Consider the following 14,634-nt stretch of genomic DNA (forward strand, 5'->3'; position numbering starts at 1 on the left):
TCAAATCACAGCAGTGCGCCAGCCCGTCCGGCTCGCCTCGCTGGTCGACCTCTTGCGAGGCCATGACATTGTCCACCCCGATCGCCGCCGCCATCAGACTTCCCGAGCTGATTGCCCAACCGCTGGCTCAGATCGCAAAAGCGGTCGCAAAAGGTAAGGTCAGCTCGGTCGCGCTTACGCAACATTATCTTGAGCGGATCGCCCGGTTGAACCCGTCGCTTCAGGCCTACATCACAGTCACTGCTGAAACAGCCCTCGCGCAAGCAGGCGCAGCCGATCGGGCATTGGCTGAGGGCAGGACGCTTGGGGTCCTGCACGGCGTACCCATTGCGGTCAAGGATCTATGCGAAACTGATTTCGCGCCGACCTCCAACGGCATGGCGATTTTTCGCGATCGCAACACCGGCCGCAATGCAGCGATCGTGAGCAATCTTCTGGCGGCGGGCGCGGTCATTCTCGGCAAACTGGCAATGGCCGAGGGTGCCTGTTCCGCCCACCACCCGAAAATGCCGGTTCCGGCCAACCCGTGGGGTCCATCGTTTCGCGTGGGTTCATCGTCGTCGGGCTCGGGCGTTGCGGTCGCTGCCGGCCTTGCGGCCGCGGCCGTGGGCAGCGACACTGGCGGGTCAATCCGCTTCCCTTCAGCCTATTGCGGGATAACAGGGCTCAAGCCCAGCCGCGGCCTTGTCAGCACCGTTGGCATTTGCGCGATGGCCCCGAGCCTCGACCATATCGGTCCAATGGCATCCAATGCGGAAGGCTGCACTCTGCTGCTGAAAGCGATGACGGCCCGTGACAATACTCGCCAACCGGGCAAGGAAACTTTGCGCCGCTTCGGCTACCTTCCGATGCTGCTCAAAGATGGGCTCGACCCCGAGGTTGGGGCAATCTATCGCCACCTGCTCGATACAGCAGCGCGTATGGGCCTCGACCTCATTGCCTGCGACCTGCCTGACATCCCCTACCTGTACGAGACCTGGGACCGGATCTGCGCCAGGGAGACAGCGCTTGGCCATGCCGCCACCTATCCCGCGAAGTGCCAAGACTATGGTCAGGCGCTCGCTGCAGTGATCGAAAAGGGGCTGTGCCTGTCGGATGAGGACTATGCTGACGCCCTGAAGCGGCAGGCCGAGATTACCATCCTGTGGGCAAAGCTGTTCGAAGAGGTCGACTGGCTGGCGTTACCGGTTCATGCAGCCATTCCGCCCCTGCTTGATAATGCGCTTGGCGCACCAAGCAGGAGCATTGGCAACCCATTGGAATACACCGCGGCTGCCAATCTGACCGGCCTGCCGGCGCTTGCACTTTCTGCAAGTCGCGATTCCCGCGGTTGCCCGATCGGCATTCAGATCATGGCCCCGATGCACGCTGACTTCGCGTTACTGGAACTGGGCAGCCGCTTGCAGGCAAACGGCCTCCGTCCCCTCTCGCTTCTGAAAGGGGAGACAGCAAGGGGGTGATCTCCGGATTAGCCCGCGCGTCGAGGGTCAGCGCTTCACCTCAAGCCTTGGACGCGGAATTTTTTCGTTGCATCATGTGCGCAGGTGTGTTTGTATACCTGTATACAAATTTGGAGGCTCTCGTGAATCTGGCTAGTGAGTTTCGCAGCGTTTTTGCGGATCGTCGTGATGCAATGCTTGCAGACATTGCCGAACTCGTCGCCATTGAGGCGGGGTCCTATGATGTTGAGGGTGTGACCCGCACATCGCGCTGGATAGGCGAACGGTTGCAGGCCCTTGGCTTTGAGCTGCATTATGAGCAGGTGCCCGAGCGCGGCGATCGCCTGCTGGCGGTTCGCAAGGGTGATGGCAAGGGTCGGTTGATGATCCTCGGCCATGCCGACACCGTTTGGCCGCGCGGCACTTTGGAGAACTGGCCTTTCGAGATCAAGGGCGAGCTTGCAACGGGCCCCGGCGTCGGGGACATGCGAGGCGGCCTTGTGTTGGCCATCAATGCAATTGATGTTGCTTCAAGGGCGCGCCTCGCCGAGTTTGAAGAGATCAAGTTCATTGTCGTCAGCGATGAAGAGCTGGGGAGCCCGCTCTCGCGCGGCTGGATCGAGGCGCACGCAAAGACCTCCGATTGGGTCCTGACCCTTGAACCCGGTCGCCCCGGCGGTGGGTATTTCACCTCCCGCGGTGCCGTCGGCGCCTTCTTCATCGAGGCCACCGGGCAAACCGCGCACGCGGCAGCCAACTATCTCAAGGGCGCTTCCGCGGTTCGTCCGCTTGCCATCCTCGTGCCGCAGATCGAGGCGCTGACGGATCTCGAAAAGGGCACCATCGTCACCGTTGGCGTGTTTCAGGGTGGCGATGCGCGGCAGGTGATTCCGGGCCATGCCAAGCTCCACGTTGACATGCGGGCCCGCACGCCCGAGGAGGCTGAAAAGCTGCAAAAGGAAGTGGAGCGTCTGATTGCCGAGGTTTCGACCGACCGGGTTCCGGTGGTTCTTTCTGGTGGCTGGACGCGGCCGGCCTGGGCCCGGACGGCCGAGACGAAGGAGCTTTACGAGATCGTTGCGAGGGCTTCCGCGGAAATCGGCGCGCCCTGCTTTGAGCTCACAAATATCTCGGGTGGCTCCGACGCCAGCTTCTGCGGCGCGCTCGGTGTGCCGACGATCGACGGCCTTGGTCCGATCTGCAATGACATCTGCTCGCGCGACGAAACGATTGTCGTTGACAGTCTCGTGGCGCGCGGCGCGGTGTTTTCGACGCTGATCGCCGAGCTCTCCACGAACGGGAAGGTTCGGAGCAAGGGATAAGGTGCAAACCGGCTGTCTGGGGACTGGCAGCCAGCTTTTGGGCGCGGCATAAACCAGGGCATGTCAATGAATATTTGGGAGCGAGATATCATGGATGCCGATGGAATTGACGATCTGGTTGGACGCCGGCTGGCTGCGGTCAGCTCTGCAGATGCTGTTTATGAACTCTTGCGGTCGCTCATCCTGGACGGGAAGATCGAGGCGGGGCAGCGTCTGCGCGAAGTTGAGGTGGCCCAGCGGCTCGGCGTCAGCCGCACGCCCCTGCGCGAAGCCTTCACGCGGCTTATCTCCAACAGGCTGCTCGAGCGGAAATCTTCTGGTGTCGTTGTCGCGGATGTGAAGTCCGCGCTCAAGGGTATCCGCGCGATCCGGATCGCGCTCGAGGGTTACGCGACGAGGCTCGCCGTGCCCCATCTCAACGAGGAAGATTTCAAGGTTCTTGAAGCGTCGATCGAATTGGCGCTGACGCTGCCGGAGGAGGCGCGCACCGAGCGCGTGCGCAACAACAATGTATTTCACGGGAGGATCTACAACGCGTGCGGCGTTCCCGAACTCCAGAGTGCGATCGAAAACTACGCCGGCTTTTTCATGAGTGAAGCGAATCTCGCCGCCCTCAGCCGGGCGCAATCGCAGGAAGTGATCCAGGATCACGTCAAACTTCTCGACGCAATCAAAGCGCGAGATGCAGAGGGAGCTGAGCAATTGATGAGAGCTCACCTGATCCGCGGTTTCAATCAACCGGTGGGATAGAGATGAAGGACAGTGCGTATCACCCGACAGCATGTGCCATGCTTGGCAACTTCTAGTCGGATCCGGATCGAGACGGTCCGGTGAACCCCGCGCTTCTACGGTAGCGCGCTGACAGTTCCCCAAATGCAATTCGACCGAATGTTCGGGCGGCCGGCCGCTCGAGCACTCCCCCAATTCTTCTCTGATGGAATGGCGACCATGAAACATCTGCAGAGCAGTACTTTGCAACTCAGGAATCTGACCAAGCGGTACAGCTCGTTCGTGGCGTTACGCGACCTCGATCTGGACGTGCCGAGTGGATCGCTCCTGACTCTTCTTGGACCATCCGGTTGCGGCAAGACCACCGTTCTCCGAATGATCGCAGGCTTTCTCAATGTGACATCCGGCGAGATCCTCGTCGATGGCAAGGACATCAGCAGGGTCGAGCCGAACTTTCGTGACATCGGCATGGTTTTTCAGAACTATGCCCTGTTCCCGCATATGACCGTCGAATCGAACGTCGCGTTCGGCCTCAAGATGCGCGGCGTATCAAAGCAAGAGCAGGCGACCCGAGTGCGCGAAGCGCTCGAGATGGTCCAGCTCACGCACCTTGCGGACCGCTATCCCAGCCAATTGTCCGGTGGCCAGCAGCAGCGCGTCGCCCTCGCGCGTGCCGTGGTCATCAAGCCCAAGCTCTTGCTTCTCGATGAGCCGCTTGGCGCGCTCGACCGGCACCTTCGCGAAGGGCTGCAGTCTGAGCTGCGCGAGCTTCAGCAGAAACTCGGCATCACATCGATCCTTGTGACGCACGATCAAGAAGAAGCTCTCTACCTCTCTGACTATATCGCCGTTATGAACCAGGGCCGCATTGAGCAGCTTGATTCTCCGATCGCGCTCTATGATCGACCCAAGAGCGAATTCGTCGCTCGGTTCCTCGGCGTGCCCAATATCTTTGATGCAAAAATTGTCACCAGCAACGGCAGAGAGGCAACCCTGTCGCTGGGCGGACAGCTGATTTTTGTCAGTGACGCCGAAGGCCAATCCGCAGGCGCAGATTGCAAGGTTTCGATCCGTCCCTCCCATATCGAGGTTGTCGGCGCCGATGATCCGCGGGAAGGGATCTCCGGAACCGTCAAGAACATGCACGAACTTGGCGAGCGGGTGGTCTATCGTACTGAGGTCAACGGCCTCCTGATCGAGGCCAATGCTCCGCGCAACAACAACCGTGACCGATACGCCGTCGGGAAGTCAGTCAAACTGATCCTCGATCCGGCCCAGACAATTGTGTTGAGGGCATGATGGAGGCGACCAACGACCGCGCGAAGTATCTGATTGCGCCTGCCTTGATTATCGGCCTCTTTATCGTTGCAGCGTACAGCTACTTCGGTCTCTCGAGCTTTTTCGTGAAGGGGCCTCCGGGATCGCAGTTCGCCGGGGCGTTCACGCTCGACAATTATTGGCGCGTATTGTTCACCGGGACGAACCAGTCGGTGCTGATAAGCACGCTCGGGGCTTCCTTTGTGATCTCGGTGATTACCGTCGCCATTTCCATTCCGATGGCCATGGCGATTGTGCGTTCCAAGCGACCGTGGATCGGCACCTTGATCATGCTCGCCGTCGCTGTCACCTTCCTGTCGGGTGGTGTGACGCGTGCATATTCCTGGCTTATCCTTCTGGGAAACAAGGGGCTGATCAACCTCAGCCTGGTTGGGCTTGGCATCATCGATAGGCCGATCCGCTTCCTTTACAACTGGTCCGGCGTCGGCATCGCGATCACCCATTACCTGCTGCCCTTCGCCGTCTTTACGCTCATCGGAGTCGTCCAGAACCTCAACGTTTCGGTCGAGGAAGCAGCGCGCAGCCTTGGCGCCAGCCGCACGACGACATTCTGGCGCATCACCATGCCGATCATGTTGCCGGGGCTCATGGTGACGCTGGTTCTCGTCTATTCGATTGCGCTTGCCTCATTCCTCTTCCCGCTAGTTCTGGGCGGCGGAAAAGTCCGGATGATCGCCAATCAGATCTACGACCGCATGTTCACCGAATATGATGTTCCCTATGCCGCGGCTACTGCCGTCGTATTCCTCGTCAGCGCGTTCGCCTCGATCTGGCTGATCAACTTCATTGCCAAGAAAATCAAGAAGGCCGTTTCGTGATGTTTAGGCGTGATCTCGAAGCAAAGTTCGGCATCGTCGCCACTATCCTGGCGACACTCGCGGTCATCTTCCTGCTGCTGCCGGTGGTGTTCGTCGTGCTCCATTCGTTCAGCCCGACACGCTATTTCCAGTGGCCGCCGACCGGCTTCTCCCTCGAATGGCACAAGAACTTCTACAGTTCGTCCATGTTCATGGACGCCGCGAAGAACTCGTTCACGATGGCCCTTATTGTAACGCCGCTGAGCCTTTTGATCGGCATTCCGGCCAGTTACGCGCTGGTGCGGGCCAATTTCAGCGGCAAGGAGCTAATCCAGCAGATCATTCTGTCGCCGCTGATCATCCCCGGCGTCGTGACGGGCGTCTCCCTGCTCTCGCTACTGTCGGCGGCCGGGATCCGCATTGGTCTGTTTGGCCTCTGCCTCGGCATGCTGGTCTTCGCACTGCCTTTCGCCATCCGCGCGCTTTCAGCCAATCTGCTTGGTCTTGATCCACGGATCGAAGAGGCGGCACGCAACCTCGGCGCCGGAGTCTTCCGCACCTTCTTTGTCATTGTGCTTCCGCAGTTGAAGTCGGGCATCCTTGCCTCATCGGTGTTCATCTTCGTTGAGGCGCTCGACAACTTTTCGATCGCGGTGTTCCTGACCAATGACCGCACCAAGGTGCTGCCAGTCGCGGCCTATCAGTACATCAAGGATTTCGACGATCCGACGGTTGCAGCCATGGCGACGGCACTGATCGGGCTCTCGGTGATTGCGGTTGCGCTGCTTGAAAAGCTCATGGGTTTCCAGAAGAGCCTGAGGCTCTAGCCTCAGGTCTTCCGGACAAGTTCTGTAAATCAATGGCCCCAGGCGGCCGGAAAATTGGTGAAGTAAGATGGCTGATGTAGTCCGCATTGAACGACTGAAGCGCACCTCGATGGTCTCCATCCACAGCGGCATCGCCTATGTGGCGGGCATGTGCGGCAATCAGGGCGAGTCCATCCAGGACCAGACCCGTGTTGCGCTGCAAAAGGTTGACCGTTGGCTCAAGGAAGCCGGAACCGACAAGTCCAGGATCCTGCGCGCCACTGTATGGATTTCCGACCAGAAGCATTTCGACGCCATGAACGAAATATGGGAAGAGTGGGTCGACCCGGAAAACCAGCCATCGCGCGCTGCCGGTGTCGCGCCGCCTGCGGCTCAGGGCTACGATGTCGAGATCATCGTCACCGCGGCAATCTGAGGGAACTGCCTTAAATGCAGACCAACAACAGCGGCAAGCTCTCCGTTGCAGTGATTGGCGCCGGCATCGTGGGCCTTTCCACGGCGCTCTGGCTGCAGAAGAAGGGGTTGGATGTGGTCCTCGTTGACCCTACACCACCCCTGCAGGGCATTTCGTTCCGCAATGCGGCCTCATTCGGCAATGCGGCGACGGTTGCGCCCTCGGGAATCTTTCCCACTGCCGCTCCGGGTATTGTCTCGAAAGTCCCGGGAATGTTGTTGCGGAGCGACGGTCCGCTGACGCTCTATTGGCGTGATCTTCTCGATCTTGCCCCATGGCTCGCGGCCTTCCTTACCGCTTCACTGCGCCGTCGGCAGAACGGGACCATCTCGGCGCTTGCCTCGCTGATGCGCGTGCTGGAAGAGGGCCATGCGCCCCTGATGGAAGAAGTCGGTGGCATTCGGCTCGGCCGCGGCAAGGGTTCCATTCACCTGTACCGCACCGAGGACGAAGCCCAAAACGCCAAGAAGGCCAATGAGCGTCGACGCGCTGAGGGCATCGAAGCGCAGTACCTGTCGCGTGACGAAATAGCTGCCTTGGAGCCTAATCTCGCGCCGGACTATATTGGGGGAACGATTTTCCCCGGCTGCTTTGTCATCGACAGCCCCGAGGCTTATTGCCGGAGTCTTGCCGAGGCAATCCACAAGCGCGGCGGCCGTTTCGTTACGGCCAAGGCCGAGCGGATCGAAAGCCGCTCCGATGGCGTGCGCGTCCATGTGGGCGGCCAGTTCATCACGGCCGACCGCCTCGTCATTTCAGCCGGTGCCTGGTCGCGCGGCCTGTCCAGGCAGGTTGGCGACCGCCTCAACATGAATACCGAGCGCGGTTACCATGTCGCTTTCGCGCACGATGCGCCGCTGCTGACGCACCCGGTGATGTATCCCTCGTACGGGTTCTTCCTCACCCCGCTGTCGCATCAAATCCGCGCGGCCGGCACGGTGGACCTGGGCGGGCTCGACAAGCCTGCGCGCCAGTCGCGTCTCAATGTGCTTGAGAAGAAGGCCAGGCAGATGGTGCCCGCACTGGGCGAGCGTCAGGATACCTGGATGGGTTTCCGTCCCTCAACGCCGGACAGCCTTCCGTTCATCGGCCGGTCGCCAAAGGATCCGCGCATCATCTATGCCTGTGGTCACGGCCATCTGGGCCTGACGCTCGGGGGCATCACCGGCAAATTCGTGTCAGAGCTCATGACGGGCGGGAAACCGAGTGTTGATCTCTCACCGTTTTCCCCGGCCAGAGCCATGTTGAGGCTGAACTGATGACATTCTCGATCGCTCTTCGGTGTCCGAAAACTGGGCAATTCGGAATTGCCGGTGCGGCCTCATCGATGGCCATGGGTGCGCGTTGCCTGTTCGTCAATCATGACGCCGGCGCTGTCATTACCCAGCACCGTACCGACCCGCGTCTCGGCCCGTTGGCGCTACGCCACCTGCGGAACGGGCTTTCCGCCCAGGAAACGCTCGACAAGATTGCGACTGCGCCCGGCATTGAGTGGCGCGAGCTTGCAATCGTCGATCGCAACGGGGCGACGGCGTTGCGGCAGGGCACCAATCAGCAGCCGATCCATGCGAACGCATCCGCTCCGGGGATCGTGGCTGTTGGCAATATCCTGAGGAACGACCGGGTTCCGGCGGCAATGGTGGCGGCAGCACTTGAAACAAGCGGCAAGCCGATCGCCGAAAGGCTGCTGGCAGCGCTTGATGCCGCGCTCGAAGCAGGCGGCGAGATCTTCCCCTTGTGCTCGGCGGCGCTCAAGGTCGCCGAATACCCGGATTTCTGTTCGGTTGACCTTCGCGTCGATCGCGGGGCGGAGCCTCTGGGTGAGTTGCGCCGCCTCTGGGAGGACTATGAGCCGCAAATGACCACCTTCGTCGAGCGTGTCCTAGACCCGGATATCGGCGGACGCGCCACCAACTCACTGGAAATTCTCTCATCCGAGGAGTCGAGACAATGAGAATCGCAGCAGTCCAAACGTTGATGGGTCTGTCGCCGGACGTCACTGTGCCTGCAGCAGAAGCGGCGATGGAAACGGCAATGCAGGCGGCGGAGCGGCCGGACTTCCTCATTCTCCCGGAGTATTTCAGCTATTACGGCCTCGACCAGAAGCGCGCGGTCGAGCTTGCCCAGCCCCTGCGCGAAACGCCCGCTTTCCGGATGGCGCAGGCCTTTGCCAAGCGCCACAAGGTCGGTCTCCAGGCGGGGACGATCCTTGCCAAAATTCCCGGCGAAGAGCGTGTCGCGAACATCTCGGTCATCTTTGACCGGCAGGGTGAGGAGATCGCCGGGTACCGGAAGATTCATTTGTTCGACATGGACGACCTAGGCAGCGGCGCCTTCCGCGAATCCGACTATATAAAGCCGGGCGAGGAGATTGTTACCTGGGGGTTCGAGGGCGTAACCTTCGGCACGGCCATCTGCTTTGACGTCCGGTTCCCCGAGCTCTTCCGTGCGCTGCGGCTCAAGGGCGCCGAGGTCATCACGCTGCCGGCCGCCTACACCATGACCACCGGTGAGGCGCACTGGGAGCTTCTGGCGCGTGCGCGCGCCGCTGAAACACAGTGCCATTTCATTGCCTGCGGCCTTGGCGGAACCGTGGTTGTCGATGGTCAGGAAAAGGGCTGCTACGGCCATTCCGTCATCGTCGACGCCTGGGGGAAGGTCGTGGCGCGCGCCGGTCAAGGCGCCGAAATCATTTCAGCTAAACTGGATATGGAGAACCTCCACTCAATTCGCAAAAACATGCCGGTCATGAAGCAGCGTCGCCTCACGGGGGATGCGGTAAGTTTCTAGAAGCAAATCCAGAAAAATTGGACGCCGGCTTTCGTCAGGAGCTGTTGAAAAATAACAACTTGGATCATTCCAGCGTTTCCATGAAGCACTGAAACGATCTGACGCTCACCTCAAAAGCACTGGGTTTTACCCGCCGTGACCTTTGAACGGCGCGGCGGGAGGGCGGATCTTTGCGCGCTTCTTCCCAGGCGACTGACATCACGGTTAGGGGCTGCGCCCCTGAGAAAGGTTTGAGAGAGAATGGAAAAGGTAAATACGGTAGTCGTGGGGGCGGGCCAGGCTGGCCTGTCGATGAGCGAGCACCTGAGCAATGCCAATATCAGTCACGTCGTTCTCGAAAAGGGCCGCGTTGCCGAAAGCTGGCGTTCGCAGCGCTGGGACTCGCTGCGCGCCAACGGCCCGGCATGGCATGACCGGCTGCCGAGCATGCGGATCCCCAATATCGAGCAGGACGTTTTCACGCCCAGGGAGAAGCTGGTCGACTATCTCGCGACCTTTGCCGAGAAGATCAACGCACCGGTTCGCACCGGCGTCACTGTGCAGTCGGTCAAGAAACTGCCCAGGAAGCAGGGCTTTCTTGTCTCCACTACGGCGGGTGATTTCGAAGCCATCAACGTGATTGCAGCAACCGGCCCGTTCCAGGTTCCGGTTACCCCCAAGATCGTCCCCGAAACAGCCGGCGTCGTGCAGATGCATTCGGTCGACTACAAGAACCCGAGCCAGCTCCCCGAAGGCGCAGTGCTCGTCGTTGGCGCGGGCGCTTCGGGTGGCCAGATCGCTGAAGAACTGGTCGAAACCGGCCGCAAGGTCTATCTGTCGCTGGGCCGTCACATACGCCCGCCACGTTTCTATCGCGACCGGGAAGGGGCATACTGGACCGGCGTGCTTGGCCGCTGGGATGCGGTCAATCGCGACAAGAATGTCCAGAACATTGCTCTGGCCATCAGCGGCGTCCATACCAAAATGCCGATCGACTACCGTCTGCTGGCCTCAAAGGGAGCGATTCTAGTCGGCCGCACCGCAGGGTACAGCAATGGAAAGCTCACCTTCGCGGATGACCTTGCCAGGAACATCGAGGAAGGTAACCAGAGCTACCTCAATACGCTCGACCTGATCGACAAGCATATCGAGTATAACGGGCTCGACCTGCCGGAGTCGCCGGACGCGCGCAACCTGCTTCCGGCCACCGAATACGAAAAGAACCCGATCCGCGAGCTTGATCTGGCCGAGGCGGGCATCACGTCGATCATCTGGGCTTCGGGCTTCAGGCGCGACTATAGCTGGCTTGAGCTGGATATCTTCGATGAGGACGGCAACCCGGTCCACGAGGCTGGTGTGTCCAAGGAACCAGGCATCTATTTCCTGGGTCTGCCATTCCAGACGCGCCGGCGATCCAGCTTCCTATTCGGCGTCTGGTATGACGCGAAATACATCTCCGACTACATTGCCATGATGCAGGCGTATCACGACAAGTATAACACCTGATGCGCCGCTTATTTTCTAGCGTTCTCTTGCGGTGACTGACCGCAAGAGAACGTCCTAGCAGCCTCTGAATCGCCAGATGGGGTCGAGCGAAACTTCGCGAACGGCCCAGGCGGCAGCCAGCGGCCAACGCAAACGCGGCGACCGTCGGGACGGGAGAGCGCCGATGTACATGTCTATGGACAGAACTATCAGGCCCCGGTCCGTTGCGCCCACGTCTGCGGTCTTACTACCCGTCGGCGCCTGACGCCCTCTTCCGGCAAGCTCTCGCCAGGATCCGTCATTCCGCTAGCGGCCCCAAACTGCCATACCGAAAAGCGCCCCCGGTCCGCGCGGGTCGACTCTATCGTCGTCTCAGTGACCAAGATGCACTGAGGTAACGCCTATAATGTAATCCTCAAATGGCGGGGCTTCCTGCACGGTCACGCCGGTTGACCCACTGCAACAAGACTGCCACTGTTTATGACACCTTTATGACAGACTGATCTTTCGAACTCCACAAGGCCGCCGATGTCGCCACCGTATTTGCCTTCTAGCCGTCCCCAGGAGGATGGGCCTGACGCCGCAACGCGGGCCCGAATGGAATTTTCTAACGAGATGCTCTTCGACCGGCCCAAGGCCGAGGCCTTCTACGGTTCCCCGCCGGAGCGTGCCGGACGCTATTATGACGATGATCGAGGGCTGGTGGTGCGCTCCGACATCGATGGCAACCCGTTTCATCAAGATCTGATACAATTCGATCCAGATGCCTTCGCGTTTACGGGCAGCGGCACGCCGCGCCCCTTGCCACTCGTCGGGCATCATTACCAGACCGTCGAGAGCGGGGATTGGCTGCATTTCTGTCTGCGTCTTGGCGGGCGGGGTGTAGAAAGCATCTCGAACTACGCAGATATCGACCAGCCCAGCCGGAGCTGCATCGTCACTCGCTATCCGGGCGGCGCGCGGATAGAGCGGATTTCCTCTCCGGTCGATGGCTGGCGCACAGCGTGCCTCTGGCTGCGGCCCGCGGCGGTACTGCGCTTCCTTGAAACCACGATGTCACGCGTTCCGGAGCATCTTTCGCTCCTGGTCGACCCCGGCCACATCGATACGCCGAGGCATTTTTCGCTGCCGTTGGACAGGCGGATGGTTCTGGCGGTTGATCAGGTGCTGGACTGCCCCTTTACCGGAGGTACCCGGCGTGCCTTCGTCCGCTCGCGCTATCTTGAGATCCTCGCGCTGATCTATCAGGCCGCGGTCGAAATGCCCGGCGAGAGCGTCGGCGTCTCGCTCACGCGACACACCACCGAAGCCATCACCCGGGCTGCCGCCCTTGTCGCTGCACGGCTGGATCGCATGGGCAGCCTCGATGAAATCGCCCGCGAGGTAGGCATCAGCCGCACCCGCTTGACCCACGGTTTCCGCGCGCTGATGGGCACTTCGGTTGAGGCGTACTGGCGGCAGTGCCGCATGAACTATGCCCGAGACCGTCTCTGTGAGGACAAGGTCGCGATCGGTGAGTTGGCACAGCAACTTGGCTATGCCGAGCTGGCTTCCTTCTCGCGCGCCTTTACCCGAACCTTCGGATTAAGCCCGATGCAAATGCGTACGCTGCGCTGAGTGGGTGCGATCGTACAGCGTCGTTGCGGTGGCTTCCTCACTGCTGCCCTCAAATCAACGCTTGAGCGACCTTCGGACCTGTCCGTTGCGACAAGAAATTTGTCCGCACAGCCAAGGGCTTTTACCAGGAAGTGCAATAGCATGATCCAGTGATTGCCTGGCCAGGATCGCCTCCCTACCGGATGTAGTCCTGCTGCATCGAACAACGATGTGAAGGCGTGACGTTGCGCCTTCGTCAAGGAGCCCAAAGGGGGAGGAGATAAACGGATGACAACTCGCAGACAGGTTTTGGTAGGTGCGGGCGCCACGCTGGCGCTTGGCGCGGTTGGGATGCCACTTGCGGCCAAGGCCCAGGGCAAGAAGACCGTTGTGCTGGCATCAATGGGTCCCTTGACCGGTAACTTCGACCCGACCTCCCATACGACGCTAGGGCAGGGCAATTTTGACAAGCTGATCTTCAGCCACCTGACACGTGCGCCGATGGAAGAGGGCAAGACTGACGTGCTCGAGCCCGATCTGGCCCTCAGCTGGCAAATCATCGACGAGCATACCCTCGAGTTCAAGCTCCGTGAGGGCGTGAAGTTCCATGACGGGCAAGATTTTTCCGCAGCGGATGTGAAGGCTACCTATGAGTATGCATCGCAGCCCGATCGTCCTGCCTCTTCCTTCTATCCCGGGCAGGTCGAAGTCGAAGTGGTCGACCCGTTGACCGTCCGTATCAAGACCGACAAATACGGATACCCGGCCTCCACGTTCTGGTTCGTGTCGAGCTACCTGCCGATCCTTTGCGCGGCCGACATCGCCGATCCGGCCAAGTTGCAGTCGCGCCCGAACGGCACCAACAGCTTCAAGTATGTAATGACGGAAGGTGACCGCAGCACGCTCGAGGCATTTGACGGCTATTATGCGGGTCGGCCGAAGATCGACGAAATTGTCTATGCTTATGTGCCCGACGCGAACACCCGTGTGCTTGGCCTCATGAACGGCGAGTATCAGATCGCCGAGCGGCTGGAACCTGAGCAGTATCAATCGCTGCTGTCGAATGACACCGTGGCGGTGCGCAAGGGCATGTCTACGGAAAACAAGTATCTGCATTTCCGCTGCAACAAGGCCCCCTTCGATGACCCGCGCATCCGTCTGGCGGCCTGTCATGCAATCGACCGTGAACAGATCCTCGCCCTTATGGGGGATGCGGGCGTGGCCTCGAATTGCTTCGTTTCGCCGATGAAGTTCGGCTACACGGACATTCCGAACTATCCCACCTATGATCCGGCCGAATCCGCGCGTCTGCTCGAGGAGGCCGGATTCCCTGGCGGCAAGGGCTTGCCCCAGCTGGAATACATCACCTCGATCGGCTTTTATCCCAAGACCAAGGAGTATGGCGAGCTGATCGCAGCGATGCTGATGGAAGTCGGCTTTGATGTGCAACTGACCGTACTGGAGCCGGCGGCTTGGGAGCAGGCGATCTACCGCGGTGCCGATGGTCAGGGTCCGGGGCATATGTGTGACGTGGGCTGGATGACCGGCTCGCCGGAGCCCGATCTGGTGCTACGCCCGAACTGGCATTCCTCGGCCGCGCTGATCAACGGGGTGAACGATGCCGAGATCGATGCCGCGCTGGACAAGGAGCGGGCGACGCTCGATCCGGCGGAGCGGATGAAGGTGCTGGCCGAGGAGACCTTCCCGCTTCTCGCTGCCAAGGTGCCGAGCTTCTCGCTCTTCTCGGCGGTCGTTTTCCACGGTGCTGCGAAGAACCTCAAGGGTGCCTACTACTACCCGAATGGCCCGATCGACCTGACCAAGGCCGACCTGGTCTGATGTCGCGCCGGGTTGCCCGTCCCTGACGGGGGATTTCCC

Annotated in this window: 13 protein-coding genes; all 13 read left to right on the top strand. The window is 60.4% G+C overall.

What is annotated here, in order from left to right; genetic code table 11:
* Positions 1-62: 62 nt before the first annotated feature.
* The 13 genes from C7449_RS20420 (at position 63) to C7449_RS20480 (ending at position 14,595) form a co-directional block, all read left to right on the top strand.
* Positions 63-1,460, top strand: a complete 1,398-nt coding sequence (locus C7449_RS20420) for an amidase (RefSeq protein ID WP_108004757.1) — start codon at positions 63-65, stop codon at positions 1,458-1,460.
* Between the two features lie 122 nt (positions 1,461-1,582).
* Positions 1,583-2,761, top strand: coding sequence for a M20/M25/M40 family metallo-hydrolase (locus tag C7449_RS20425; protein WP_170115968.1), 1,179 nt, complete (start codon positions 1,583-1,585; stop codon positions 2,759-2,761).
* A gap of 90 nt (positions 2,762-2,851) precedes the next feature.
* Positions 2,852-3,511 carry a GntR family transcriptional regulator gene (locus C7449_RS20430; RefSeq protein WP_170115969.1) on the top strand — a complete coding sequence of 220 codons (660 nt, stop codon included), beginning with the start codon at positions 2,852-2,854 and terminating at the stop codon, positions 3,509-3,511.
* A gap of 198 nt (positions 3,512-3,709) precedes the next feature.
* Positions 3,710-4,789: an ABC transporter ATP-binding protein gene (locus C7449_RS20435; RefSeq protein ID WP_170115970.1), complete on the top strand. Its 1,080-nt coding sequence runs from the start codon at positions 3,710-3,712 to the stop codon at positions 4,787-4,789.
* Positions 4,789-5,646, top strand: a complete 858-nt coding sequence (locus C7449_RS20440; protein WP_170115971.1) for an ABC transporter permease — start codon at positions 4,789-4,791, stop codon at positions 5,644-5,646. The genes C7449_RS20435 and C7449_RS20440 overlap by 1 nt, the downstream gene beginning before the upstream one ends.
* On the top strand, positions 5,646-6,452 hold the full coding sequence (locus C7449_RS20445; RefSeq protein ID WP_108004762.1) for an ABC transporter permease: 807 nt from the start codon (positions 5,646-5,648) through the stop codon (positions 6,450-6,452). Before C7449_RS20440 ends, C7449_RS20445 begins: the two co-directional genes overlap by 1 nt.
* A 67-nt stretch (positions 6,453-6,519) precedes the next feature.
* Complete coding sequence (locus tag C7449_RS20450) at positions 6,520-6,867, top strand: RidA family protein (RefSeq protein ID WP_108004763.1); 348 nt, start codon at positions 6,520-6,522, stop codon at positions 6,865-6,867.
* A gap of 14 nt (positions 6,868-6,881) precedes the next feature.
* Positions 6,882-8,165: an NAD(P)/FAD-dependent oxidoreductase gene (locus C7449_RS20455; protein WP_108004764.1), complete on the top strand. Its 1,284-nt coding sequence runs from the start codon at positions 6,882-6,884 to the stop codon at positions 8,163-8,165.
* Entirely contained in the window at positions 8,165-8,860 is a 696-nt protein-coding gene (locus C7449_RS20460) for a DUF1028 domain-containing protein (RefSeq protein WP_108004765.1), read from the top strand. The genes C7449_RS20455 and C7449_RS20460 overlap by 1 nt, the downstream gene beginning before the upstream one ends.
* Positions 8,857-9,696: a carbon-nitrogen hydrolase family protein gene (locus C7449_RS20465; RefSeq protein WP_108004766.1), complete on the top strand. Its 840-nt coding sequence runs from the start codon at positions 8,857-8,859 to the stop codon at positions 9,694-9,696. Before C7449_RS20460 ends, C7449_RS20465 begins: the two co-directional genes overlap by 4 nt.
* 240 nt (positions 9,697-9,936) lie before the next feature.
* Positions 9,937-11,181 carry a flavin-containing monooxygenase gene (locus C7449_RS20470; RefSeq protein WP_108004767.1) on the top strand — a complete coding sequence of 415 codons (1,245 nt, stop codon included), beginning with the start codon at positions 9,937-9,939 and terminating at the stop codon, positions 11,179-11,181.
* A 576-nt stretch (positions 11,182-11,757) separates the two neighbouring features.
* Positions 11,758-12,777: a helix-turn-helix transcriptional regulator gene (locus C7449_RS20475; protein WP_170115972.1), complete on the top strand. Its 1,020-nt coding sequence runs from the start codon at positions 11,758-11,760 to the stop codon at positions 12,775-12,777.
* A gap of 267 nt (positions 12,778-13,044) precedes the next feature.
* Positions 13,045-14,595 (top strand): ABC transporter substrate-binding protein, encoded by a 1,551-nt coding sequence (locus tag C7449_RS20480; protein ID WP_108004769.1) that lies wholly within the window; start codon positions 13,045-13,047, stop codon positions 14,593-14,595.
* Positions 14,596-14,634: the final 39 nt, after the last annotated feature.

Source organism: Mycoplana dimorpha (assembly GCF_003046475.1).
GTDB lineage: Bacteria > Pseudomonadota > Alphaproteobacteria > Rhizobiales > Rhizobiaceae > Mycoplana > Mycoplana dimorpha.